The sequence below is a fragment of the Micromonospora pisi genome, from assembly GCF_003633685.1.
Taxonomy (GTDB): Bacteria; Actinomycetota; Actinomycetes; order Mycobacteriales; family Micromonosporaceae; genus Micromonospora_G; species Micromonospora_G pisi.
The window spans coordinates 7,664,482-7,689,208 of sequence record NZ_RBKT01000001.1 but is presented as its reverse complement, the minus strand read 5'-3'; the positions used below and the strand labels follow the sequence as shown (position 1 = coordinate 7,689,208).

Sequence of the window (24,727 nt, the reverse complement as noted above, 5' to 3'; positions counted from 1 at the left end):
GAGACATTAACATGTGCGTTTCATGTGTTGATCAACTTGAGGAAACCTCTTGCTACCTCCACGCCTCCACGGACGCGGGTCGATAGCGCTGTTCACCGCTCTCGCGGTGCTCGCGCCGTCGCCCGCCCTGGCCTCGGCCGGACCCACTGACCCCCCGCCCCTCTCCTCCATCGCGTCTGCCGCACCGCCGGCTCCTGCGACCACCCTCACCGTCACCCTGATCACCGGTGAGAAGGTCACCGCGACCAGGACGGCCGACGGGAGCCTCAGTCCTCAGGTGCGGGACGCCGACGGTCGGCTGACGGGATTCACCTCGTCCCGGGCAGGAGGGGACACGTACGTCTACCCGCACGGCGTGCTGCCGTACGTGAGCGCCGGGCTGCTCGACAAGCAGCTGTTCAACATCACGGAGCTGGTGGCGGACGGATACGACGACGCGCACCGCGACCAGCTCCCGCTGATCGTCACCTACACCGACGCCGCCGCCCGTTCCCGTACCGCCTCGGCACCCGAGGGCGCCCGCGACGTCCGCTCACTGGACAGCATCCAGGGCGCCGCGCTGAACGTCGACCGCTCTGAGACCTTCTGGTCCTCGATCACCGGCGGTGAGGAGAAGGCCGCCCGCTCCACCGGCGAGCGGCTCGCACTCAGCGGCGGTATCGCCAAGATCTGGCTGGACGGCAAGGTCGAGGCCACCCTCGCCGACAGCACCGCGCAGGTCGGCGCACCCCAGGTCTGGGCGTCCGGGAACACCGGCCAGGGCATCGACGTCGCCGTGCTGGACACCGGCATCGACGTCAACCACCCCGACTTCGCCGGCCAGATCGCCGCCACCGAGTCCTTCGTGCCCGGCGAGACGGTGAAGGACGTCTTCGGCCACGGCACGCACGTCGCCTCCACCATCGCCGGCACCGGCGCAGCCTCGGACGGCAAGGAGAAGGGCGTCGCCCCGGGCGTACGGCTGCATGTCGGCAAGGTCATCGGCGACGACAACGCCGGCCAGGACTCGTGGATCATCAGCGGCATGGAGTGGGCCGTCCGCGACCAGCACGCCAAGATCGTCAACATGAGCCTCGGGGCCGACCCCACCGACGGCACCGACCCGATGAGCGTGGCGGTCAACGAGCTCAGCGAAGAGACCGGGGCGCTGTTCGTCATCGCCGCCGGCAACGCCGGTCCCAACCCGTACACGGTCGGCAGCCCCGGCACCGCGGACGCCGCGCTGACCGTCGGCGCCGTCAACGGCAACGACGTCCTCGCCGACTTCTCCAGCCAGGGCCCGCGGGTCGGTGACAGAGCCCTCAAGCCCGACCTCACCGCCCCCGGGGTCGGCGTCCTGGCCGCCCGCTCCCAGGACTCCCCCGGCGAAGGCTGGTACCGCCTGAGCGACGGCACCTCGATGGCTACCCCGCACGTCGCGGGCGCCGCCGCGCTACTGGCCGCCCAACATCCCGACTTCACCGGGAAGCAGCTCAAGGAAGCCCTGGTCAGCACCACGAAGGCGATCGCTGGGCTCAACCCGTACCAGGGCGGCAACGGCCGGCTGGACATCGCCGCGACCACGGCCGCGTCCGTCGTCGCCACCACCAGCGCCGACTTCGGATACCCGGAGTGGCCGACCGCGCCCAAGGGCCGGGTCGAACGGGAAGTCCGGTACACCAACCTCGGCGACAGCCCCGTCACCCTCGACCTCACCGCGACCGTTGACGGTGGCCCGGTCGACCTCTTCACCCTGTCGTCCCGGCAGATCACCGTCCCAGCGCGCGGCGTCACCTCGGTGACCGTGGCCACGGACTTCGACCGCGTGCCGGCCGACAACCCCTTCGCGGGCTTCCTCACCGCCACTGATGCCTCCGGCGCGGTCCGCACCCGTACCTCGCTCGCCGTCGGCCGTGAGGGCGTGCGCCACCGCCTCACCTTCACGGCCAAGGACCGCAGCGGCAAACCGACCGGGGGAGATCTCGTCCTGCTCGGGCAGGACAACACCGTCCTGCAGCAGCAGATCGACGGAACCGGCACCCTGGACCTGCGGCTTCCCCCGGGCACGTACGCGGCGTGGCTCAGGACCGACCTCGAGGGCGCGAACGGGCCATCCTCGCGAGGGCTCGGCGTGCTGCCGGTACCGGAGATCACCCTCGACCAGGACCGCACCGTCGTCTTCGACGCCACCAAGGCCCGCCGGGCCACGACGACCACGCCGCAGGACTCAACCGTGGACGGTGCTCGCTTCGAACTCTTCCGCGACTTCGGCGGCAACCCCTGGACCGACGCGTGGTACCCGGATCCCGCGTACGACAGCGTCTGGGTGCTGCCCACCGACCGTAAGGTCACGAAGGGCAAGTTCGCCTTCGGCACCCAGTGGCGCATGGCGCAGCCCGCACTGACGGTGACGGCCAGCGGCCACGACTACGACGACCTGCGGGTACAGCGGGCCGGGACGCCGCTGCCCCGGGGTGATCAACACTTCGACGCGGTGTTCGCCGGCGACGGCGGCAGCAGCGGGTACACCAAGCTGAACGCGCGTGGCGAAGCCGTCGTGGTGCGCCGCAATGACGCCGTACCCCTGGAGAAGCAGGCCGCGGCGGCGGCGTCGGCCGGCGCCCGTCTCCTGCTCGTGGTGAACGACGGCGACGGGCGCCTCGCGCCGTGGCCGGGTTCGGTGTGGGCACCGCAGGACCCTCCGCCGGTCACCGTGGCCACCCTCACCCGGGACGAGGGCGAGCAGCTGATCGCCCGGATCAGGCACGAACGGCGGGTCCGGCTCGACGTCACCTCCCACCCGACCACCGAGTACGTCTACGACCTGGTCCACAACTACACCGGTGCTGTTCCGGCTGACCTTGCTGAGCGGGTCACTCCGCGCGACCTGGCCCGAGTCGACATGTCCTTCCGCAACTGGCGATCCGGCCGGGCGCTGGAGATGCGCTCCGGCGTCACCCCGTCGGGGACGTTGAGTGGCATCGACTACCACGAGGTCCCGGCACGCGGCGAGCGCACCGACTGGGTCACCGCCGGGACGCAATGGTCCACGAACGTCCAGGTGCCGGATGAGCAGAGCCAGCAGTCGGCCCCCACCGTCTACCGGGCCGGCTCGGTCCAGGAGGAGCGATGGTTCGGCCCGGTGCAACGGCCCCGGCTGCTGACGGCCAGCACCGTCTTCCGGGGGGACGGTGACGCGATCTCCGCACTGATCCCCGGCTGGGGCGACTCGGGCACCGCGCACGAGGGCAGTACCTCCGGCAACTTCGCCGTCGACAACGTCCTGCGGCTCTACCAGGGCAACACGCTCGTCGGCGAGACCGACCGCTACCAGATGATGTTGGGCAGCGACACGCTCAGTCCGGAGCCGCTGCCGTACCGACTCGTGTCGGAGAACAGGCGTGACGCCTGGGCCGGGCCGTACTCCACCGCCACCAGGACGGAATGGGGCTTCACCTCCGGCAGGGTCAGCCCGGGCGTCCTGTGGTGGAACCCGGCCCTGATCCAGCTCGACTACGCCATCGACACCGATGTCGACGGCAAGGCGAAGCGCAACGCCGATCTCACCGTCACCGCACTGCACCTGCCGATGGCGACCGAGGCGTCCGCCATCCGCACGGTGACGCTGGACGTGTCCTACGACGACGGTGCCACGTGGCACCACGCCAAGCTCCAGCGCAAGGGCGACGGTTGGCGTACCCGGATCGACGCCCCGCGTACGGCAGGGTTCGTCACCCTGCGCGCCACCGCCCGGGACGGCAGCGGTAACAGCATCGATCAGAGCATCACCCGGGCCTTCGGCCTGCGGTGATCGGGCGGAGGGCGGGGACCGGCATCGGTCCCCGCCCTCCGTCTGCTCGCCCTGCCTACCGGTCCAGACTCCGCGTGGTCGCGTCTCCTCACGGGCGGCAGCCGGTTTGCGGCCGCAGCGCGGTTTGACCCGCAACCGCGCCGGACGAGCACCGGAGCGGCTGGGGTTGGCCCTGGCGGGCGTGGGACCCGTCATTCAGCGAGATGGTCGCGGAGGAACTCGGCGATCTGCGCCCGTGCGACCTTCGCCTGTGGCACCACGCCCGGCATGCTGAGGAACGCGTGTGTCGCGCCGGGATGTTCGGTGAGCCTCGTCGGCGTCCCGGCCTCGCGCAGCCGCTCGGCGTACGTACGTCCGTGATCCGCCAGCGGGTCGAGTGTCGGCACCACCACAAGCGCCGGGGCCAGCCCGCTCAGGTTGTCGGCGTACAGCGGCGACACGGCACGCGGATCCGTACCTTCCGGTACGGCAAGCCGGCGGAGTAGCTCCAGTTGCGTCACGGTGAGGGTCGGGCTGTTGGCGTGCTCGCTTACCGAGGTGTGGTCGAACGCCGTCGAGGTCAGATCGACACAGGGGTTGACCAGTACCTGGGCCCGCAGCACCAGGTCGGAGTCCCTGGCCCGGACAGCGGCCAGGGCAGCGACCATGGCACCGGTACTTTCCCCGAGGACAGCGATCCGTGCCGGGTCGATTCCCCACTGCTTGGCGTGCTCGACCACGTGGCGCAGCACGTCCCAGCCGTCGTCGACCGCCGCCGACAACGGGGTTCCCGGGGCGAGGAGCCGGTGCTCGACCGACACGACCACCGCGGGCAGTCGCCCGGCGAGGTGACTGTTCACCCAGTCGCTCTGCGCCGCCGTGCCCACGAATCCGCCGCCGTGCACGTGGAGCACAAGCGGCAGGCCGACCGGGCCAGCGTCCGGGCCGCCGGGTCCGGGTGAGGACCGGTACACCCGGACCCGGACAACACGGTCCGGCAGTGCCAGTTGCTGCCAGCCGATGGTGGCCCTGCGGTCCGGAAACCCGGTGATCACTCGTGCCAGAGGCGAAGCCCGCCTGCGGTTCTCCGCCTCGCGAAAGGCGTCCAGCGCCTCGGTTGGCATCGTCAACCAGTCCGGCTCCTTTCGCAGGGCATGCAGCACCCGGATGCCCAACGGCGGCTGCCGTCTACCGGTCTTGTCGTTCATACACCCTCCCCGGATTACGCTACTTATGGTATCGATACCCACGGTAGCGTAACCGGCTATCGTGTGGCTATGGCCCGAGCAACCGCATCCACCAGACCACCCGGCCGTCCCCGCTCCGGCGTCGACGCCACGGTCTTCGCAGCAACGCTGCGCACGGTCCACGAGCTCGGCTACGCACACGCCACTGTGGACCGGATCGCCGCCGCGGCCGGCGTCGCGAAAACCACGATCTACCGTCGCTGGCCATCCAAAGGCGCGCTGATCACCGCCTGCCTCCTCGACGCCTTCGGCCCGGCGCCGTTGAAAGGCGCCAACCGAGAGGAGGTCATGTCGTCAGCTATCCGCTGGACCGCGGCGAAGATCGGCGAGGCCGGGATCGGCGCGGCGTTCGCCGGCGTGTTCACCGATGCGGTCAACGATCCGGCCCTGCGCCAGATCCTTGCCAGCCAACTGCAGGACCCCTACCGGCTCGCGCTTCAGGACGCGTTGGGCGAACCGGAGAACCGAGTGCTCTTCTTCATCGATGTCGTTGTCGGAACCCTGCTCCACCGGATGGGCATGACGGGCGAACCGATGGCCGACGCCGACGTCGACGCCCTGGTCGAGATGGTCCTACGCGGACTCCGCTAGCCGAAGCCCAGGCCTGATTCACTCCCATGGCAGTCGGGTGAGGGCCAGATCGGCGAGGCGTTGCAGGTCGGCCCGGCTGGCTCCGAAGGCCGCATGGACCGCGATCCCCTAGGAGAGGACAAGCACGATTCCTCTGGGCAGACGTAGACACTTCCCGACCCCCAGCGAACGCCGAAGGGCCTGTCTCGTGAAGTTGAGACAGAGCCCTTAAGTCCACAGACACCTGCGGGTGCGGCCGTGGCTATGGCTGCTGTGTGGTTGATTGAGGTTGGGCGTCGACGTAGTCGGTGCAGGTGGTGTACGGGATGTAGGCGATGGCGTCGTACGCGTCGAACACGTCCACGTCGGTGAGGTAGTGCTCCATGCGCATCTGTTGGAAGGTGTGGCTGTCGGTCACGGCTCGGCGGGCGGTGCGCAGGTCGGCGATGGTCAGGGGCGATTCGGTAACGAATGTCGACTCGACACTGGTGCCTGGGAGTGGTGGCTGGGCGTGATCGTGGACCTGGAAACCCAACGGATGTCCTGACTCGGGGCGCACCTCTGCGGTACGGCCACCACCGCTGGTGGCGGCGATGGCGATGTAGTCCTCACCGAGCGCCTGGGCGAGGTGGTAGCCCGCAGGGAAGAGCCCGAACGCTCCCTCGTGGGCGACCACGGTCTTGCGGATGTGGCAGTTGTGCACGGCCAGCAGGATTCTGCCGTCGGATGGGCCGTCGGCGAGGAGCCGTAGCACGGACTCGGCCAGGAAGGCATCGGCGGCGGCCGAGCCGGTGGGAATACCGCGCCCGGCGAAGTCGCGTAGGGAGTGATCGCCGTACCAGACACCACGCAGGTGCTGCAGCGCGGTGGCGTGCTCGCGTTCCCGTCCCTGGCTGCACTGGTAGGCGGTCATCGTTTCCATCCGACCCAGCAGCCGGCTGATCGTGGCGGTCATGGCGTCCTGAACGGCGTGCTCCGAAGCGGTGTACTGGTCTAGGACCCTGAAGATCGAGGTGTGGTGGAATGCCTTGGCAAGGGTGCGAATCTGCTCCAGCAAGGGCAAAGCGTCGCGGTCGGCCCACCGCAGGTAATCGGCGACGGCGGCGAGCGCCGGTTGGCGGGAGGAGATGATGCTCCCGGCGAACCGCAATGGAGTCGCCGCGTCGCGGTTGTGTTCACGCATCCAGGTCAAGAGGTCGTACATCTCGGCACAACGCCCGAGGTTGCCGGCGCCCGCACCTACGGCGGCAACCTCGTGAACCGTTCCCGGACCGCCCTGGACCCAGGCGTCGATGGCGTGGGCTTCCGTGAACGGCGCCTCGAACGCGAAGGCAGTGAACCCGCAGCGTTCAACGAGGAATCGCAGCAGGCGGTGTCGCAGCAGATAGAACTCCCGCACGTGATGGGCGTTCTCGCCGATCGCCACGACACGGGCGGTGCCGATCATTTCGCGCAGCGGCTCAAGGTCGTCGAGCGGTGCCTCCGGGTCCAGCGAGTCGGCGGTGATGGCGTGCAGCCGAAGCCAGTCGGTAAAGGTTCCATGGGCGGCCACATGCTCTTCCTGTCGTTCGATGGACCAGTTGGCGGTCTGCACGCTATCGCAACATGGAGTTGCGATACAGTGATCGTGCCACCTCACATGTCGCTGAGCAACAAGGAGTTGCGTTGATACGGGAGAGCGCCCCGGCCGCCAAACCACGGCCGGTTGGTCGCGGGCAGAAGGTGCGCAACGTTGTCCTCGCCGCAACGCTTGTCGAACTCGGCGGGGACGGTTACGCCGCCCTGAGTATCGACAACGTGGCCCAGCGAGCTGGCGTGAACAAGACAACCATCTACCGGCGCTGGCGAGATCGGGAGACCCTGGTCGTTGACGCGATCACCGACCGCATCGCAACCGACGTCCCGATCCCCGATACGGGCAGCATCGACGGCGACCTACGGGAACTGGCACAATCATTGATCAGTACGTTGACCAGCACCACCGGGCAGACCATCATCAGCACGATGCTCGTCGGGGCCGCCCACATACCTGAAATCGTTGAGGTCAAACGTCGTTTTTTCGCCGACCGCATACGCCGGGCCGAGCCGGTCATCATGCGTGCCGTCCAGCGCGGGGACCTGCCGGAGGACACCGACCCGGCCGAACTGGTCAAAGCCCTCATCGCGCCGATTTACCTACGGCTGCTGGTCACTTCCGAGCCCCTCGACCAGGCCATCGCCGACCAAGCCGCGAAGATCGCGCTCGGAGCGGCCCGTGCCGGTGCGCTGCCACCACGAACACCCCTGCGACAGCGCGATTGACCCCACGTCCAGTCACTGCCGGAACGGATCGGCCCGGCAAGCAGATTGACTGTCGGGTACGCAGATGGTGGCGACGGCGCGGTAGGCGGCGATCACGTACTCCTCAGCCCGGTCGGACCCGAGAATGCCGCCGCCCACCCTGTTCATCACGTAGCTGATGGTCATACGCCGGTCCAGGTCCACGATCGCCATCGAGCCGCCCCAGCCACCCCAGTAGCCGATCCGGCCGGCCGGCACCCACGGCAGCGTCCGAGGGTCGCTCAGCGCGAAACCGAGCCCCCACCGCAGGTACAAACCATTGACCAGGTCGGTGCCGGCGGTCTGCTCGGCGAGGATCAGCTCGGCGGTGCGCTCCGACAGCAGACGTACGCCATCGACCATCCTGCCGAGGGTCAGTACGGACAGGATGCGGGCAACAGCAGCGGGCATTGCCGTGGCCGTTGCCGGCGCCGATCTCGGCGGCCCGCCAGCCCGCCGTGTTGGCGTCCTCCGGCGCCACGACCGGGCCGGTGAAGGTGCGGTACGCCGGACTGCCCCTGTCGAGTGCCTCCAGATCGAGCGACACGGGTGGCGGCGGGACGATGTCCGCAACGCGGTGCAGGTCCCGGTCGGCCACCCCGAACTGGAAGTCGGCGCCGAGTGGGCCGGTGATCTCCTCCGCCACGAACTGGCGCAGCGTCCGTGGCGAGCTCGTCGGGAGCGGTCGGCCAGAACGACGCGAAGATCTCGTAGGTGCGGCGGCCGAAAAGGAAACCACCGGTTTCGACAGTGGTCTTGGTGACCCAGCTCGTCGTCATCTCGTCCATGTGACGCATGTGCCAGCCACCGTGCTGGAAGCCGCCGTCACTGTCCTCCCCGTCGTAGCCGGGGGCCTGGAACGACCCCGTCGAGGGTCATCCATTCATCTGCGATCAATTTGCGCATGTCGGTCTCCTGCTGTTGCCTACGTCGCCATCACGGCCGAGGAACGATCGCCGTGGTCCGAGGCGTGAGTACGGCCGGGTTGGTGACGGGGGACGCGACCGCGTGGTCGCGCCCCCGCTCGCCTAGGCGAAGTAGCGGATGGTACCGCGCAGGGCGGGCGTACCGCCCTCGCAGTGCTGCTCGTACGTCGCGAACAGTGCGATCACCTCACCCGAGGCGTCGAACGCGATCTCCTGGATCGTGAACTGCCCGGTCAGCGTGCTGCAGCCGCGCCCGTTGCCGCTCACTGACAGGCCGGGGCGACCGGCGTCGTTGAACGGGTAGCGCTGAGCGCCGGTGTAGGTCCCCACCCGCAGCGTCTCGCCCGCGGGCGGGTACAGGTCGACCGTCCAGTCGTCGCGCTGACCGGACACGGAGTACGACACACCGTTCGCATCACCCCTGAGGTCGAACACCGACGTGGCGTTCGTGTACGACTTGGTGGTCCCGCCCCCGACGTAGTCCCCGGCATCGCTGACGAACCGGTACGACAACGGGTACGCGGCGAACTTCACCGTCCCCTGCAAGCGCGGCGCGGTCTCCGACTCGCATTGCTGAATGAATCGCGCGTCCAGCATCGTCACCGTACCGTCGGCGGCGACGCCGATCTGATCGATCCAGAAGTTGCCGTACACCTGGTTGCAGCCTCGCCCGGTCCCCGACACATCAAGTCCCGGCGAGCGGCCGGTACGGAAGGCGGCCCGTTCCGCGTCCAGATACCGCCCGGGCCGGAGTACGTCACCGTTCGGCGCGGCCAGCTCGACCCTCCACCACTCCGAACCGGCCTCGACCCGCATCGTCACGTGCCCGGCGGTGCCGGACAGCTGGATGTCGGCCGACGGCGCCTGGTAGGCGCGGGTCTGCCCGCTGCCGATGTAGTCGCCAGCCTCGCTGGCGAACGAGTACGACGTCACACTGGTCGGTGCCGCCTGAGCCGACGTGGCGGCGGTCGTCAGCACGGTCGCGCTGATGAGCGCGGCGGCGAAACCAATCGTCGTCAAGCGTCTGAGCAGCATGAAACTCCCCGTCATGTGGTGCGGCGAGCGCACCGGCCGGTGCGCCACGATCACCGTATCGACAACACTCACTGTTCGCTGCCCCACGATCACTCGCCGGCTTACGCCGTCACCGCGCCCAGGAGATCGGGCCCCGGAAGGTTGCTGGACCGGAGACCGTCGGACCCGGGCGGGGGCTACCGGCGCCAGCCGAACAGACGCCGGCGCGGCGGCGGCAGTTGCGGTGGGACGTCCGCGCGCCGCTGGAAGTGCGCCTCGAGTCCGGTCCCGCAGGACTGACACAGTAGCCAGTCCGTCTGGTCCCGGCGCACCTGCGCGACCCACTCTCCGAACCAGTGGTCGTCGCTCAGGTTGAGCCCGAGCTGGCTGGCCAGACGCTTGTGGTGCTCGATGGCGGCCTCCGGCCGGTAGCCGGTGTCGACGGCCGAGCGCAGTTGCGCCGCAGAGTATCGCTGCGCGCTCGGGCCAGGTGGCTCGTTGCAGATATCACAGGCGGGCATACCACAGGATAGGGCTGGTGTGTCGAAGTCGCTCCCGTCGTGGCCGCCACGTGTCAGGAGGTCGGCGCACGGTCACACGGCCGGCGGGCGGAGGTGCCCCACCTGCGGCGAGCACACCAGCCGTGTCAATCGGCGGAAAGTGTACTGAACTGGATTGATGCAAGCAGCCAGGTGTCTGCCTGCTGCACCCACACCTGACTGAATCGAACGCTCAGGGCCATGCGTTCGCCGAGCCACGTCGCCTCGACACGCTGTGCACCATGGAGGATCGCGGTGCGATCGTAGCGCCGGACGTGGGCATCGGTGGTCAGGCAGCTGATAAGCCGGAAATCGCCATGACGGGCGATCCACTGTTCCTTGTTCAAGACGAATCCCCGTTCACCGATGGAAACGAAGTCGTCTGTTAGTAGACGTTCCAGCCGGTCGGTGTCGGCATGTAGCTCGGCTTCGTCAAAATCGTGGGACAGGCGCAGTATGACGTCAGGCACTGATGGTCTCGTCCTTCTGGAAGGCTGCGCCGCTCCTTGCCGCCCGACCTGCGGTCGGTCGTGTCACTACTGACCAGGACGTTGGGCACCACACTGACTCAGTCCTCGTCGTCGGTGTATTCGGCGAACCACGTGCGCATCACGTCTGCGGACGCCGGGCCCCCCAGCGGTGCGGCGACGGTCGCGACAGTCGGCTGTGCTGACCGGGTGACTACGGGATCAGCACGATCCTCCCGAAGACCTCACCAGCATCCATCTTCTGGTGCGCCAGTACGGCGTGCTCCAGCGGCAGGATCTCGTGCACCACCGTCCGGAGTTCGCCACGACCCACGGCGGCGAACTGCTCCACCCGCACGGCACGTCGGGCGGACTCCGTTACCGTTGCGGCACTGAAGGTAGCGAAGGACATCGACTTCTGAAATGCGGCCATCAACCCCGTACCGAAGTCTGCCGGCGGCTGGCCCCCGACCGCGCCGACGACCACGAGTCGACCGTTGGGGTTGAGCCTGTCGAAAAACGAAGGCATCTCCTCACCTGCTACGACGTCAATGATGACGTCGTAGCCCACGGGGTCGCCCGGTCCTCCTCTTCCTGTTCGGTCCAGCACGTGGGTCGCGCCGAGGTCGCGCAGCCGACGACCACGTTCGGGGGAGGAGGTGGTGACTGCCACGGAGCTGGCACCACCTAGAGCCGCGAGCTGGACCGTCATGATCCCGATGCTGCCTGCCGCGCCGCGCACCAGCACGGCCTCGCCCGACTTGAAGTGAGCGTGGGTCAGACCGAAGTGGGCCACGACCCCGGAGCTCCCGAGCGTTACGGCATCGACAGCGGAAAGGGTTGCCGGGAGGGGCAGCACCTCTCCGATCGACGCGATCGCCTGCTCGACGTAGCCGCCGCCCGTACCGGTGAACGCCCACACGCGCCGCCCGACCCATGCGGGGTCGACGTCATCGCCCACCGAGGTCACCGTGCCCGCGACCTCGCCGCCTGGGACATGGCCCTGCCGGAAGCCGTAGGCGGCAAGAGCACCTCTTCGGATCATGACGTCGGCGCCGCCGACGCCGATCGCCTCACTGGCGATCAACACCTGCCCCCGAGCGGGAGCCGGGTCTGGGATGTCGATGACCGCCAGCCCTTCGGGACCCCCGAACTCCTTGATCGCAACTGCCTTCACTGTTGTTCCTTTTCCTAACTTGGATCAACCCGTTGTGGGGAGACCCTGATTACCGGGGACGCTAGCGGACGCCAGCGTCCGTTTAGCTAAAGTGAGAGAGTGATCGACCGTTTGCCTCAGACGTTGCGTTCGGACGCGCAGGACAACCGCGAGCGCATCCTCGACGCGGCTCGGGCGGTGTTCGCCACCGAAGGCCTGGACGTGCCGATGCGCGAGATAGCCCGGCGCGCCGGGGTCGGCCCCGCGACCCTGTACCGCCGCTTCCCCACCAAGCAGGCGCTGGCCGCCGAGGCCTTCGCGGAGCAGATGTACGCGTGCCACGCCATTGCCGAGGAGGGGCTGGCTCACCCGGATCCGTGGCAGGGCTTTTGCCTCGTGATCGAGAAGCTCTGCGAGCTGCACGCACGAAACCGGGGCTTCACCACGGCGTTCACCTCGGCCTTTCCGCACGCTGTCGATCTGGCCACGGGACGCGAACACGCGCTCGCCTCGCTCGCGGAGCTTGCGCGCCGCGCCAAGGAGACCGGCCACCTGCGGCCCGACTTCATCCTGGACGACCTCATCCTCATGCTGATGGCAAACGGCGGCCTGCACGCCACATCGACAAACGCCCGGGTTGCGGCCTCCCGCCGCTTCGCCGTGCTCGCGATTCGCGCATTCCGCGCTTGATCGGCACAAGCGGACGCTACAGCAGTTCTCGGGGCAGATCGCCGACCCGACTCCAGCAGTACGCACAGAGGGCTCCTGCCGACTCCGTACTCGGAGGCGACAGGAGCCCTCAGCCGTTCACCGACGTTCTCGACGCCCCTCCAACGGGAGCGCGGAATCACTCAGGCGCTGGCCATGGGCATGCCGGGCATTACCGGGACGGCCGGCAGGCCACGCTCGATTCGGGTGTCCTGTGCGGCCGACACCCGGGTGACCAGCAGAATCAGGGACACGCCAGCGGCCACGCCGAGCAACGCCACCAGCAGATTCGGCCCCAGCGCCGCGGAGTAGTAGTCGACGTACAACTGGTAGTCGTCAGGACCGTAGAGTGTCGTCGGCAACGCTTCGAAGGTCTGGTTGTCGGAGAGCGTACGGACCTGGCCCACAAACAGGTAGAGAAGCCAACTGCCGAACCAGATCCGCACCAGGGCTGGCGTGCTCGACCGCCACAGGCTGTCCCGGGCGATTCCCGCCATCACCCGCGCCGGAACGATGAGGTTCGCCACCGGCACCAGCCAGCCGGCGACCGCCCAGCCCTTCCGCAGCGCCGGCACGGCACCCGGGAACGCATCCAGATTTGCCCGCGCCCGGAAACACCAGACGATGACCAGCACGCCGGCAGCGGTCAACGGCACCAGGGACACCAGTTCGACCAGGGCCGAGACGAGGGCAGCCCCGGTGATCGCGTCCGGGTCGAGGTCACGCATGGCGCGCTCGGCCAACAGACCTCCCACGACCGGCCAGAGCGCGATCAGCAAATCGAACACGACCACGAGACCGACCACAATCGATGCCGCCCGTCCGACGCCGGTCAGACGGTACGTTCGCGCCCCCGGAATAACCGCCGGGGCACCCTTGGGGGTGCCGCACACCGCACAGTCCAGGGTCGTCGGCGCCGCTTCGGCATAGCAGGTCTGACAGCGCATACAGGTTCCTCCATTGTGGTCAGCCGCGTCAGCGTACGGATCCGGGCACGGCGCCGCGACCACATTCGGTGCGGCAGCGCGACTCGCCGGAGCGAGCGCGTACCCCGGATGCGGACGGGGTGCCCCGCCCATTGCGGTCGCTGAGCAACGATCACCAGTCAGCGCACCGCGAAAAGTGCGGGACCCTGTTACGGTCTGCGCCATGGTTGCCGTGTGGCGAATCGTGGACTACCGCCGCGCCGAGACGCCCGTGACCGAGCCGATCACCAAGTTCGGCGGTCAGCCCACCTGGCTCGGGCCGCCGCAGTGGCCGCTCAGCGCGGCCTGGGGCACGCCGATGCGCTTCCTCTGCCAGATCGCGCTCGAACTCGTCGGCGACGGGCCAGGACGGCTCGCCTACGTTTTCGTCACCCACGGGGACCACGGACGCGACACCGAGGAGTTCGACCCGGACGTCATCTTTGCCGACGGCGGGGAGAACGCCGTGGTCGTCCAGCCCGGTACCTTCGCCGGGCCAACCGTCTCGCTGGCCAGCGGCCCGACGCTCTACCACGACGATGGATCACCTGCGGAGTACACGGTCGACCTCGTTCGCGACGAGGATCCCGAACCCCTGTCGCTCGACGTTTACCTGGCACTACCGTCCGAAGATCGGGACCGCTACGTCGAGGCGATCGACCACGACAAGATCGGCGGTACGGCCCTGCCGCCCGACCAGCATGACTGCCCTGCGGGCGGGCCGTGGCGGCCACTACTGCGTCTGGCAACGAACTGGACGCCGTTCTACCTCAATCTCGGTTCCGCTCCGGTGGCACTCGCGTTCCTTTCCGCCGACGGCGGCACGGGTTGTCTACGGGTGGAGGACTCCTAGCACCCTGGGCTCACTACCTCGCGCACCCCTGTCCGGCGCTCGCGCCGAAGTCGGGTGTGACCGGCGGTTTGTGGCGCAGGGCGAGCATCGCCGTACGTGCCGCATCGACCAGGTCCTGCGGAGTTAGTTCGGCCAGGCGGCTGGTCTGATGTTCCAGCAGGCGGGCGGACGCTTCGATCAGTGCCGCCTCCTCGACCGGGCGGGAGGGCAGGTCCAGATCCGCCGCGAGATACTGCTGCACGACCGCGCTCAGTTGACTGAGTCCGATGTCCCGGACGGTCAGAGACAGGTGGGCGGAGAGAGACCCATCCGCCGCGACCGCGCTGTGGGCCGCTCCCCGGGGCAGGTAGAGCACCTCACCTGGCTCCAGACGGGTTCGCACCGCGACCTTCCCGGGGCGCCCGGCTCTGCCCCGGTCCCACCGCCCGTCGGTCGGCGTCTCGTGAACGGTCCACTCCTTGCGACCCTGCACCTGGACGACGAACACGTCGGCGTCGTCCCGGTGCGGGGGAAGAGCCTGGCGTTCCGGGGGCGTGAGAAAGAAAAACGCCTCCACCGGACGGCCCAGTTCGGTGCCCAGTCTGTAGGCGAAGGCAGTGGTGGGGGCGTGCCAGTGCTCGATGTTGCGTAGGAGCACACTCGCGCCCTCGGCAACTCGCCGGGCAACCTTCTCCGGGTCAACATGGTCCGAGACAACCCGTTCGGCCACAGTCCGGGGGGTGGTGAATTCCCGGCCTGTCGGGTTCTCGCCCGACTCCACCACGCCAAGATATGGGGATCGGAGCAGCCCTCCGGAAAGTGACCGCTCGAGGTCTTGCACAGTGAAGAGGTTCACCGGGGGATCCGCCGGCCGCAGGACTGTGGAAACCCGATGCCAGGACTCCGCGAGGAAAGCGGGGACATCTCCGACCAGATCGCGGAGGATCACAAAATCACTCATGTCAGTTCCATATCCCGTTAGCTCTGTTGTTCCGTTCGCCCGTGCGCTCACGCCACCCCTCACGCTCGGACCTCCACACCCGCCCGCCGAACTCCGAGTCAACCTCGTTCAATTCCCCCTGGTCAGGTACGTCATGTGCTCGGCAAGCTCCACGGGTGTGGGGTCGACCGCCCGAGAGAGGGTGTAGTACTCCTGGGCCTTGCCGGCGTCGCCGAGTTGGTGATGTGCCCAGCCGAGGTAGAAGGCGGCGGAGGCGACCGGCAGACCGCCCTGGGGCAGTATCTGTTCCCAGGCGCCGACAGCCTCGTGGAGATCGTCGGAGGCGACGAGTGCATGGGCGCGCAGTTCCCATACCCGGTGGTCGTACGGGCTGATGGCGATGAGATCTGCGGTGGATCCCAGGGCCCAGCTCACCTCTCCCTGGCCGATGAGGGTCCTGGAGAGGGTCTCGAACATGGGGAAGGCGTGGTCCTTCCAGGACAGGATTTCCAGCGGTCCCGTGTCCGGCTCGGCTTGAGCGAGGGCGGCGGCGGCTCGGTCGAGGAGTTCCATGGTGTGGGTCATGTCCCCACGGAGATACGGCTCGTAGGCGATCGCCCGGTAGAGGGTGTGCTCGGTCAGGTACCGGTCCATGCCGTTTCCGGTGACCTCGGCCATGGCCTCCCGCCCGAGTTCGGCGGCAAGGTGCACGGCGGGTACGTCGGCACCGCGTTTACCGTTCGCGACGACGACGTAGTTGGCGAGCCGGACGCGGGTTTGGGGTGGCACGGCGGTGCTCGCGGCAGCTCGCAGTGCCCAGTCCTCCATGAGAGGGTGCGCGTCTGGATAGAGCCGCAGCAGGACAGCCAGATCGGAGCGGGCCGTCTCGGGACGGATCGGGTGACCGACGATGTCCGCGTCGAGGAGACCGAGAATCTCACCGGCGCGCAGCGGATATCCGAGGCGCAGCAGGAGGTCACTCAACACGCAGCGTTCCGCGATCGTCAGGGAGCCGTGGTCGCGACACGCCTGGTCCACCTGGTGCCACAGCTCACTGGCGAGGTCGACCGGCATCTGGGCGAAGTCGGCACCCGTCGCATCGACGCGATCCCAGCTCGCGGCATCGAGGATGCGCCGTTCGGGGCGTGGAAAAGTATTGAAGGGAGGGAGTGCGTGTGCCGTTCCGTTGACCAGGGCCAGGGCGATGTTGTACGTGATGTGCCCGAGGGTGGTGGAGCTGACGACCGGCTCACCGAGACCGACGTGGACAGGGCAGACAGCCGGCACGCCAGCGGTGGTGAGAGACAGCAACCGCTCGGTCAGAGCGCGTACACCGGGGGCCGGGCGGTACTTCGGCAGTTTCATGATCGTAGGTCTTTTCCTCGCGGTGCCGAACAATTCGCTCAGCCGGGAGGGCGGTAGGCACAGGCATACCCCGCTCAGAGAGCACTTGACTCCATGATCACGGCGGCCTGTGCCTACGCGCTTCCGACTGATCCGGGCGAGCCATCGGGTCCGCGTGCCATTTGCCTCGGAACGCGGCCCAGTGCCGACAGCGGTCATCCGCCCGCGCTCATACCGCCTGCTCCAGTGAACCGACGGATTCACATAGTGCGATCGGTACGTCAGTCGGATACAGACGACCGTGCAGTCGTCACCGCGAACCCGTCACTGTCAGATGTAGTAGGGCTCGCCGTGCATGTCGCGGTCCCACGCCTCAACCTGCTGCGACGAGGAATCGTGAGAGTGATCCGCGGCGAGAACCGGCACGGCAACCGCTCCGCCGAGTGCCGCCGCCGCGACGACGGCCAGCGCGAGCCGCTTGGCCTGGACACCCTTGAGAGATTCGGACGCTTCCATTCCAACTCCTTCAACATTTCGGCAGCCACTTGAAGTTCTGAACCCTTCCCTGCCGTAGTGCCATGATCAAGTGAGGGAGTCGGGCCACGCAATCGCCCTTCACAGCCCCTTGACAACCAACTCCCGAATTTTGACGGAGTCTTGACGAAAGTCGGCCAGGGGCGCGCACCCAGCGCGAGAGCGGAGTAGCTCCGGCGTATGTCGGAGGCAGAGTGGAAGGTCGACCGGATCCTGTACACGCCGCAAGCGGCTGTTCGCGTTTCGGAGCAAGGTAGAGGACCCTCTCAGGTGGCCGACCGGGTCATGCCGAAGTTCGGTTGTGCCGCGAACGCCGTACTGGGCTGACATTGCCGTTCTGCCGCGAGCGAACCCGCTTGTCTTGTTGCGGGGCGCTGTAGAGGATCGGTGGATGGATCTCCATACTGCGGAACGGCAGCTCCAAGCGGCTCAGCGCGCCGCCGACGTCGAGTCCCTCGACGCGCTTCTGCACCCCCAGGTCGTGGGTGCTGGACCGGACGGCACGATTTTTACGAAGGAAGATGACCTGGAGAGCTACCGCTCGGGGGCCCTGCGAATCACTAACCTGGTGGAGGAGTCGCTCGACGTCCAGGAAGACGGTGAGACCGGGGTGACCCGCACGGTCGCTGCGGTGGATGCCGTTCAGGGCGGTGCTGTTATGTCCGCGCGGTTGCGCTACACCCGGCTGTGGGTGCGTGAGGACGGCAACTGGCGGGTGTTGGCCGCCAACTTCGTCCCGGTCTAGTGAGCGCTTCAACTGCCGTAGGTCGGGTTCTCGATGTGGTGTAGAGCCAGGATGGCTTGCACGATCGCGGTGGCGGCCGGGCAGGGCCGGTGAGGCCCAGACCAGGCGCCCGGCCGGGTCGGCGATGACCTGCACGTTGACGCCGTGCCGCTTGTGTTTTCCGGAGTAGTACGGCTTCTGATCGGCGACGCGGTCGATCGGGATCAGGGTCCCGTCGAGGATCGAGTAGGCCAGCCGGCGGATCCGGGCCATGGCGGCGGTCAGGTCGTCTGCTGCGGCGGTGAGCAGGGTGATCGCTTCGCGGACGTAGCGCCAGGCGGTCGCGGTGCCGACGCCGAACCCGGCGCCGAGCCGGGTGAACGGGTCACCGTTGCGTAGATGCGCCAGCGCGAGCAGGGCTTGCTGGCCGGGGTTGAGGCGGCGCCAGTGTGAGCGGTGCTGGTGGCGGTGGGTGCGGATCAGGCCGGTGAGGTGGTTGAGCGTGCGGTTGGACAGGGCGATCGAAGAGGGGTAAGACAGCAACGAGGCTCCCGGTGGGGCATCTTCCTTGGTCGATTGCTCGTCTTACCGGAGCCTCACCTCAACCAGCCATCGGCACCCTCGCCCTGCCTCCACCTGCGCAAACCCAGTTGGAAAGTGCTCACTCTGTTTCCACGTCGGCCACCGGGGTTACAGGCTGGCAGGAGCTTCCTACCTCGAACGCCCGCTCTCCTGGATCATGCGGACCGCCCCGGTTCGCACTCCGGCGTCGGGTCGAGGCCAGCCCAGGAGCGCAGCAGCCGTCCACCGATGGAGTCGGCCGGGCCCGATCCGGGGCCGTTGACGATGCGGTCGACGATCTCGGCGCGGGTGAACCAACGGGCCTCCAGTAGTTCCACGCCGTCGACGGCGATGGTCTCGTCGGTGGCCTGCGCGACGAACCCGACCATGAGGCCGGCCGGGAAGGGCCATGCCTGCGAGCCCCGGTAGGTCACCGCACCGACCGCGACGCCGGCCTCCTCGGCGACCTCACGGCGTACGGCGCCCTCCAGACTTTCGCCGATCTCGACGAACCCGGCCAGCACGGAGAAGCCGTCCGGATCTGAGCCCCGGTGGCGGGCGAGCAGGCACCGCGGCTGAGGGCCGGGCCCCTCGACCAGCGCGATAACCGCGGGCTCGATCCGGGGGAACAGTTGCCGTCGACAGTCCGGGGCGTGGCACATCCTGACGTGGCCGGCATGGGTGCTCTCGGTCGGCCCGCCGCAAGCCCCGCAGAACCGGGCATGGCGGTTCCAGTAGAGCAGGCCGCGCGCGTACGCCAGCATTGCCATGACCGGGCCCGGCAAGGTGGTGGCGAGGGTACGCAGGTCGGCGCGGGTGTACGCGTTCGCGAGTCGCAACGCCCGGGCCTCGTCGACGCCGGTGAGGTCGGCGGCGAAATGCGCCGTCGTGCCGTCCAGACCCAGCAGGGCTGTCTGGCTCGCCACTGCCAGCACGGCGCGCCCTGCCCTGCCGGTGAGCGTGACCGGCAGACCGGCTGCTGTCAGCAGCGGGCCGTCGTGCCACATCGGTACGGTCCGGGTGTCGTCGCGTCCCAACTGCTCGTCAACCCATCCCGGATCATCCCGCAAGCTCGCGGCCCGGTCACCCGGTGTCTCGGTGTACGCCAAACCGTCGAACGCCATGCCTGGATCTTGCCCTACCTGCAGGTGGGCCACCCACCACCGACACCTTCACAGAACCGCCGAAAGTCAGATGCCGGCCGTAGTCTCACCGGCATGACGGATACCCAGACGCACACCCTCGTCACGCCCGACGTCGACCTGGTCTACGACGTCCGCGGCCCGCTCCCCCCGTCCGGCGGGCGCCCCGCGTTGCTCATGATCGGCCAGCCGATGACGGCGGAGGGCTTCGAAGCGCTCGCCGCGTACTTCACGGACCGCACGGTTGTCACCTACGACCCGCGCGGGCTGGGCCGCAGCATCCGTAAGGACGGCCGGTCCGACCACACCCCGCAGCATCAGGCGACCGACCTGCACCTGCTGATCGAGGCGCTCGGCGCTGGCCCGGTCGACGTGTTCGCCAGCAGCGGCGGTGCGGTGACCGCACTCGAACTGGTCGCGACCCACCCTGGTGACGTCGTCACGCTGGTGGCGCACGAGCCTCCGATCAACGCTGTGCTCCCCGACGCCACGGCAGCCGAGCGCGCCCGGGCCGGATTTCACGAGGCGTACCAGGCGGGGGGCACCGGTGCGGGCATGGCCGCGTTCATCGCGATGACTTCCTGGCAGGGCGAGTTCACCGACGCCTACTTCGCCCAGCCAGCGCCCGACCCGGCGATGTTCGGCATACCGACCGACGACGACGGCACCCGCGACGATCCGCTGCTGTCGAAGAACTCGTGGGCGATCAGCGACTACCGCCCCGAGGCAGGTGTGCTCAGCGCTGCCCCGTCCCGGATCGTGATCGCGGTCGGCGAGGAGTCGACGGGAACGTACACCGCTCGTACGGCCGTGGGCACTGCGACATTGCTCGGCCAGGAGGCCGTGGTGTTCCCGAGCCACCACGGCGGCTTCCTCGGTGGTCACTTCGGTTACGCGGGCAAGCCGGAGGAGTTCGCGGCAAGGCTGCGCGAGGTGCTGGACGCCGACTGACCGCCGTGGGCACGAAGTGTCTACGAACGAATTCATGATCGCGAGACAGAACCTGGGCGAGGGAACAGAGCGGACGGGAACGCGAGCGTCACCGACAGTCGGGGACGCCGCCGTTTGGTGCCACCGGCCACGGGTATTCAGCCGGCCCGGACACTGGCATCGGCGTCGGTCGGCAGGCGGCGCGTCAGGCCGAGCCGGTTCGTCGGAGAGAGGACCGGACCGATGAGAGCCAGCGAATCGGCGGCGGTGGCGGCGTCGCGCGAGTGGACGGACGACGACGGGAGCCGCCAGCCGGGCGGTGAGGTGCACGCCTGGATCTGTCCGCGCTGCACAGCGGCGACCGGAGGGCGACGCGACGAGCGCTGGACCCGGGTCTCGCCACGCCCGTGACCGCCCTGTACCACCCGATCCGCGCCGGGGGTTGAACTGCATGCGCGTCGCGAAGCCGTCGGACGGACCGGACCGCCAGGAAGTCGGAAGGAGGAGGGCGTATGAGCGAGCCGGCTCTTCCCCACGTCCAGCCCGAGGAAAATTCCCGGCACGGGCGCCTGTCCGTGCGCCCCTACCCACCGGTGTCCGCCGACGCCCGGACCGGACTGCTCACCCAGGACGGGCCGACCGGGGAACTGCTGGCGCTCACGTACGCGCCCACGCCGGCCAATGGGCGGCCCTACCGCCTGGTGCTGCTGCTGCACGGGGCCGGCGGTTCGCCACGGCAGGCCCTGGACCTGCTGCTACCCGTCGCGGACGAGCATCGCCTGCTCCTGGTGGCACCGAAGTCGACGGCCAGCACCTGGGATCTGATCATCGACGGTTTCGGGCCCGACGTACGCAGGATCGACCGGGTGCTCGAACGCGTCTTCGACTCGTACCCGGTCAGCCGGATCATGGTCGGAGGCTTCTCCGACGGCGCGTCGTACGCATTGTCACTCGGGTTGACCAACGGCGACCTGTTCGACGCGGTGATCGCGTTCTCTCCGGGCTTCGCCGCGCCGCTCGTGACCCACGGACAGCCACGCGTCTTCGTCTCCCACGGAACCAATGACCGGGTCCTACCCATCGACCCATGCAGCCGACGGGTGGTGCCCCGACTGCAGACCCTCGGCTACAGCGTGACCTACCAGGAGTTCGACGGCGGCCATGAGGTTCCCGTCGCCGTCGTCGAGCACGCCACCGGGTGGCTTCGCTCCGGCGACACCTCGAACGGCGTGACCTGAAGCGGCGACAGTCGGCGTCACGAAGGATCTCGGTCCTCTCGTTGCACTACCGTGGCCTCGTGGATCTTCTTGTGATCGGCGGCAGTGGCCTTCTCGGACGGAGGGTCACCCGTCAGGCCCAACTCGCCGGTCACCGCGTCGTCGCCACCTTCCACACTCACGTTCCGTCGATCACTGGCGTGGACTGGCACATGGTCGACATCCGGTGCCGCGACGACGTCACAGCGCTGGCCCTGCGGATGCGCCCCGACGTGGTCATCAATGCCGCGTACCGGCAGTCCGACTGGGCAACCACCGCTGACGGCGGCACGCACGTCGCCCTCGCCGCGGCGGCGATCGGTGCCCGACTCGTGCACGTGTCCAGCGACGCGGTCTTCTCCGGTGCGGCAATCAGCTACGACGAGACGCACCAACCGGACCCCACCACACCGTACGGTGCCGCCAAGGCCGCGGCGGAGACCGCGGTCAAGGGCATAACCCCGTCCGCCGTCATCGCCCGAACCTCACTGATCATCGGTGACGGTGATTCCCCGCAGGAGCGGCTCGTGCACGCGCTGGCGTCCGGCGCCGTGACCGGCGCCCTCTACACCGACGATGTGCGATGCCCCGTGGACGTCACCGACCTGGCCTCGGCACTACTCGAACTTGCGGCATCGTCACACACCGGGGTCCACCATGTTGCCGGTGCCGACGCCGTCAGCCGGTACGAACTCGGCGTGCTGATTGCCCGACGCGACGGTCTCGACCAGGCCGCGCTCCCCGCCGGCCGGCGCGCCGACACGGACCTTCCGGGTGCTGTCGACGTACGCCTGGACAGCACCCGGACACAGGCACGGCTGACCACTCGGCTCCGAGGAGCACGAGACTTCCTCGCACCCACGCCGACCTGACCGGCGGAGCACGATGCCGAGCAGCGGGGCGGGACGACCAGCCGGACCCGCCTCGAGGGGTTGAGTCAGGATGCGTCGCGGTGACCGAAGGTCAATGCCCCAGCGCCAAGCGCGACAAGCGCGTACGCGACCAGCACCGCACCCGCACCGGTCTGCGACAGCAGGTACGGGTTGTCGACGCCCGCGACCTGTGGTGTCAGGTTCGGGAGGAGGATCGAACCAAACCGCAGCTGCCACGTCGTCGGCAGGAAGTGCGCGAAGATCGGGGCCACCAGGACGAGGCCGCCCAGGGTCACCAGCGTCGACGCGGTCGAGCGCAGCACGGCTCCCAGACCCGTCGCAACGATGCTGGTGACGAGCACGACGAGCGCCGCGCAGAGCACCGTCGGTATCGCGTCCGTCCAGGTCTGCCAGGGGTTGAGTGGCGCAGGACGGTCGCCCAGCAACAGGGTCGCGCCGACCGCGGCCAGCAGTGCGAACAGCAACCCGCAGAGCATGCCGACCGTGCCGGCCACCGTCGCCTTGGCGCCCAGCAGAACCCGGCGCTGCGGCACGGCCAGCAGGCCGGGGCCGATGGAGCCGGTGCCGAACTCGCTCGTGATCGACATGCCACCGATCGACCCGACGAAGAAAATCACGAACGGCATGACCACCACGGTCAGGTCGGCTGTCTCATAGTTCGCCTGCTCGGCCGCTGTCGCCTGGTCGAAGGACCCGATGAGGAGGAACAGGACGAGCATCCCGAGCAGGGTTGCCGCCACGGCGCCGGCGAGGAACGCGTACGTCGACCGAAGAGTCCGGATCTTCATCCACTCGGCGGCCACCGCGTCCCGGAACACCCCTGAGGACGGCACTGTCGGCGCGTCGGTGCTGCGGGTGTCCGCCGTACCCGGACTGTTTTGCACTGTGGTCACGGTCGTACCGCCTCCTTCTCGGCGGCCCGGTAGTCGGCCGCTTCGCTGGTCATCTCCAGGTAGACGTCCTCGAGCGTGGCGCTGCGGGGCGTCAGCCCGTGGATGGGAATCGACGCCGTCACGGCGGCATCGCCGATGGTGGGCGCGTCCACGCCGACCACCACGAGCCCACCGTCCTTCGTGGCGGTGACGGACGCGCCGAGGCCGGTCAGGATGGGGGCGAGTTCGGCCGCACGCGGAGACCGCACGAGTACGTCGCGTTCGAACCGGTCACGCATCTCCGTCACGGAGGTCGCTTCGAGCAGCCGGCCCCGACCGATGATCAGCACCTGGTCGACGGTGACCGCCATCTCGCTCATCAGGTGGCTGGAGAGCAGCACGGTGCGACCCTCCGCGGCGAGGGAACGCAGTGTGGAGCGGATCCACCGGATCCCGGCCGCGTCCAGCCCGTTGACGGGCTCGTCGAGCAGGATCACGGCCGGGTCGCCGAGTAGCGCGCCGGCGATCCCGAGGCGCTGACGCATCCCGAGCGAGAATCCGCCCACCCGTTTGTGTGCCACGCTCGCCAGGCCGACCTGCTCCAGGACCGCCGTCACCCGGGCCTTGCCGATGCCGTTGCTCCGGGCCAGGCAGGCGAGATGGTGGAAGGCGGTACGACCCGGGTGGGCGGCATCGGCGTCGAGCACCGCGCCCACCTCGTGCAGCGGGCGGCGGATCCGGTCGTACCGGCGGTTGTCGATCAACGCCTCGCCGGAGGTCGGTCGGTGCAGGCCGAGGATGATTCGTAAGGTGGTGGACTTGCCGGCCCCGTTCGGACCGAGAAAACCCGTCACCAGCCCCGGATGGACCTCGAACGACAACTGGTCCAGTGCCAGCGTTGATCCGTACCGTTTGGTCAGCTCTTTCACCACGATCATAGGAAAATGGTTTCAAGGGTGGGCTGGCCCGCGCGTCTGACCAGGGTCGGAAATCCGTGTCATACCACGGTCATACGCGCC

24 protein-coding genes and 1 pseudogene are annotated in these 24,727 nt (G+C 68.5%); 10 read left to right on the top strand and 15 right to left on the bottom strand.

Annotated features, from left to right (window positions below):
- The first annotated feature begins 49 nt into the window (after positions 1-49).
- On the top strand, positions 50-3,790 hold the full coding sequence (locus BDK92_RS32925) for a S8 family serine peptidase (protein WP_246017385.1): 3,741 nt from the start codon (positions 50-52) through the stop codon (positions 3,788-3,790).
- A gap of 191 nt (positions 3,791-3,981) precedes the next feature.
- On the opposite strand, the gene BDK92_RS32920 is transcribed toward BDK92_RS32925, so the two are convergent.
- Entirely contained in the window at positions 3,982-4,977 is a 996-nt protein-coding gene (locus tag BDK92_RS32920) for an alpha/beta hydrolase (RefSeq protein ID WP_121160241.1), read from the bottom strand.
- On the opposite strand from BDK92_RS32920, the gene BDK92_RS32915 reads away from it, so the two are divergent.
- Positions 4,924-5,607, top strand: coding sequence for a TetR/AcrR family transcriptional regulator (locus tag BDK92_RS32915; protein ID WP_484199174.1), 684 nt, complete (start codon positions 4,924-4,926; stop codon positions 5,605-5,607). The genes BDK92_RS32920 and BDK92_RS32915 overlap by 54 nt on opposite strands.
- Positions 5,608-5,848: 241 nt before the next feature.
- On the opposite strand, the gene BDK92_RS32905 is transcribed toward BDK92_RS32915, so the two are convergent.
- Positions 5,849-7,225, bottom strand: coding sequence for an erythromycin esterase family protein (locus tag BDK92_RS32905; protein ID WP_147457199.1), 1,377 nt, complete (start codon positions 7,223-7,225; stop codon positions 5,849-5,851).
- Between BDK92_RS32905 and BDK92_RS32900 the strand changes: the two genes are divergently transcribed.
- The gene (locus BDK92_RS32900; RefSeq protein ID WP_211349452.1) at positions 7,192-7,887 is read left to right on the top strand and encodes a TetR/AcrR family transcriptional regulator; all 696 of its coding nucleotides are present in this window, start codon (positions 7,192-7,194) and stop codon (positions 7,885-7,887) included. The genes BDK92_RS32905 and BDK92_RS32900 overlap by 34 nt on opposite strands.
- Before the next feature lie 12 nt (positions 7,888-7,899).
- On the opposite strand, the gene BDK92_RS32895 is transcribed toward BDK92_RS32900, so the two are convergent.
- The 5 genes from BDK92_RS32895 to BDK92_RS32875 all read right to left on the bottom strand — a co-directional run bounded on the left by BDK92_RS32895 (position 7,900) and on the right by BDK92_RS32875 (position 12,028).
- Positions 7,900-8,478 carry a serine hydrolase gene (locus tag BDK92_RS32895; RefSeq protein ID WP_170208774.1) on the bottom strand — a complete coding sequence of 193 codons (579 nt, stop codon included), beginning with the start codon at positions 8,476-8,478 and terminating at the stop codon, positions 7,900-7,902.
- Between the two features lie 455 nt (positions 8,479-8,933).
- Complete coding sequence (locus BDK92_RS32890; protein WP_211349451.1) at positions 8,934-9,866, bottom strand: hypothetical protein; 933 nt, start codon at positions 9,864-9,866, stop codon at positions 8,934-8,936.
- 176 nt (positions 9,867-10,042) lie between these two features.
- Positions 10,043-10,366, bottom strand: a complete 324-nt coding sequence (locus tag BDK92_RS32885; RefSeq protein WP_121160236.1) for a hypothetical protein — start codon at positions 10,364-10,366, stop codon at positions 10,043-10,045.
- A 125-nt stretch (positions 10,367-10,491) separates the two neighbouring features.
- On the bottom strand, positions 10,492-10,854 hold the full coding sequence (locus BDK92_RS32880; protein ID WP_121160235.1) for a nuclear transport factor 2 family protein: 363 nt from the start codon (positions 10,852-10,854) through the stop codon (positions 10,492-10,494).
- 211 nt (positions 10,855-11,065) lie between these two features.
- Positions 11,066-12,028 (bottom strand): zinc-dependent alcohol dehydrogenase family protein, encoded by a 963-nt coding sequence (locus tag BDK92_RS32875; protein ID WP_121160234.1) that lies wholly within the window; start codon positions 12,026-12,028, stop codon positions 11,066-11,068.
- Positions 12,029-12,127: 99 nt separating this feature from the next.
- Between BDK92_RS32875 and BDK92_RS32870 the strand changes: the two genes are divergently transcribed.
- Complete coding sequence (locus BDK92_RS32870) at positions 12,128-12,697, top strand: TetR/AcrR family transcriptional regulator (protein WP_121160233.1); 570 nt, start codon at positions 12,128-12,130, stop codon at positions 12,695-12,697.
- Positions 12,698-12,858: 161 nt separating this feature from the next.
- Here BDK92_RS32870 and BDK92_RS39370 read toward each other — a convergent pair whose 3' ends face one another.
- Positions 12,859-13,509, bottom strand: coding sequence for a DUF4328 domain-containing protein (locus tag BDK92_RS39370; RefSeq protein ID WP_170208773.1), 651 nt, complete (start codon positions 13,507-13,509; stop codon positions 12,859-12,861).
- A gap of 355 nt (positions 13,510-13,864) precedes the next feature.
- On the opposite strand from BDK92_RS39370, the gene BDK92_RS32860 reads away from it, so the two are divergent.
- Complete coding sequence (locus BDK92_RS32860) at positions 13,865-14,533, top strand: hypothetical protein (protein WP_121160231.1); 669 nt, start codon at positions 13,865-13,867, stop codon at positions 14,531-14,533.
- A 13-nt stretch (positions 14,534-14,546) separates the two neighbouring features.
- Here BDK92_RS32860 and BDK92_RS32855 read toward each other — a convergent pair whose 3' ends face one another.
- From BDK92_RS32855 to BDK92_RS32845, 3 genes are all read right to left on the bottom strand, one after another.
- A complete protein-coding gene (locus BDK92_RS32855) occupies positions 14,547-15,473 on the bottom strand; it encodes a JmjC domain-containing protein (protein WP_121160230.1) in 927 nt (308 codons plus the stop codon).
- A 108-nt stretch (positions 15,474-15,581) separates the two neighbouring features.
- Complete coding sequence (locus BDK92_RS32850) at positions 15,582-16,817, bottom strand: hypothetical protein (protein ID WP_121160229.1); 1,236 nt, start codon at positions 16,815-16,817, stop codon at positions 15,582-15,584.
- 309 nt (positions 16,818-17,126) lie between these two features.
- Positions 17,127-17,312 (bottom strand): hypothetical protein, encoded by a 186-nt coding sequence (locus BDK92_RS32845; protein WP_121160228.1) that lies wholly within the window; start codon positions 17,310-17,312, stop codon positions 17,127-17,129.
- Between the two features lie 409 nt (positions 17,313-17,721).
- On the opposite strand from BDK92_RS32845, the gene BDK92_RS32840 reads away from it, so the two are divergent.
- Positions 17,722-18,075, top strand: coding sequence for a nuclear transport factor 2 family protein (locus tag BDK92_RS32840; RefSeq protein WP_121162795.1), 354 nt, complete (start codon positions 17,722-17,724; stop codon positions 18,073-18,075).
- A gap of 63 nt (positions 18,076-18,138) precedes the next feature.
- Here BDK92_RS32840 and BDK92_RS32835 read toward each other — a convergent pair.
- Positions 18,139-18,597 (bottom strand): annotated as a pseudogene (locus tag BDK92_RS32835) (transposase family protein); the annotation flags it as partial.
- A 194-nt stretch (positions 18,598-18,791) separates the two neighbouring features.
- Positions 18,792-19,739 carry an NAD(+) diphosphatase gene (nudC, locus tag BDK92_RS32830; protein WP_121160227.1) on the bottom strand — a complete coding sequence of 316 codons (948 nt, stop codon included), beginning with the start codon at positions 19,737-19,739 and terminating at the stop codon, positions 18,792-18,794.
- Positions 19,740-19,832: 93 nt separating this feature from the next.
- Between nudC and BDK92_RS32825 the strand changes: the two genes are divergently transcribed.
- From BDK92_RS32825 to BDK92_RS32815, 4 genes are all read left to right on the top strand, one after another.
- On the top strand, positions 19,833-20,708 hold the full coding sequence (locus BDK92_RS32825) for an alpha/beta fold hydrolase (RefSeq protein WP_121160226.1): 876 nt from the start codon (positions 19,833-19,835) through the stop codon (positions 20,706-20,708).
- 222 nt (positions 20,709-20,930) lie between these two features.
- Positions 20,931-21,098 carry a hypothetical protein gene (locus tag BDK92_RS39365; RefSeq protein ID WP_170208772.1) on the top strand — a complete coding sequence of 56 codons (168 nt, stop codon included), beginning with the start codon at positions 20,931-20,933 and terminating at the stop codon, positions 21,096-21,098.
- A gap of 101 nt (positions 21,099-21,199) precedes the next feature.
- Positions 21,200-21,925: an alpha/beta hydrolase gene (locus BDK92_RS32820; RefSeq protein ID WP_121160225.1), complete on the top strand. Its 726-nt coding sequence runs from the start codon at positions 21,200-21,202 to the stop codon at positions 21,923-21,925.
- Between the two features lie 59 nt (positions 21,926-21,984).
- Positions 21,985-22,815, top strand: coding sequence for a sugar nucleotide-binding protein (locus tag BDK92_RS32815; RefSeq protein WP_121162794.1), 831 nt, complete (start codon positions 21,985-21,987; stop codon positions 22,813-22,815).
- Positions 22,816-22,880: 65 nt separating this feature from the next.
- Here the strand turns inward: BDK92_RS32815 and BDK92_RS32810 are convergent, their stop codons facing one another.
- Both BDK92_RS32810 and BDK92_RS32805 read right to left on the bottom strand, forming a co-directional pair.
- Positions 22,881-23,729, bottom strand: coding sequence for an ABC transporter permease (locus BDK92_RS32810; protein ID WP_246017383.1), 849 nt, complete (start codon positions 23,727-23,729; stop codon positions 22,881-22,883).
- Positions 23,726-24,646 carry an ATP-binding cassette domain-containing protein gene (locus BDK92_RS32805; protein ID WP_121160224.1) on the bottom strand — a complete coding sequence of 307 codons (921 nt, stop codon included), beginning with the start codon at positions 24,644-24,646 and terminating at the stop codon, positions 23,726-23,728. The genes BDK92_RS32810 and BDK92_RS32805 overlap by 4 nt, the downstream gene beginning before the upstream one ends.
- Positions 24,647-24,727 lie beyond the last annotated feature (81 nt).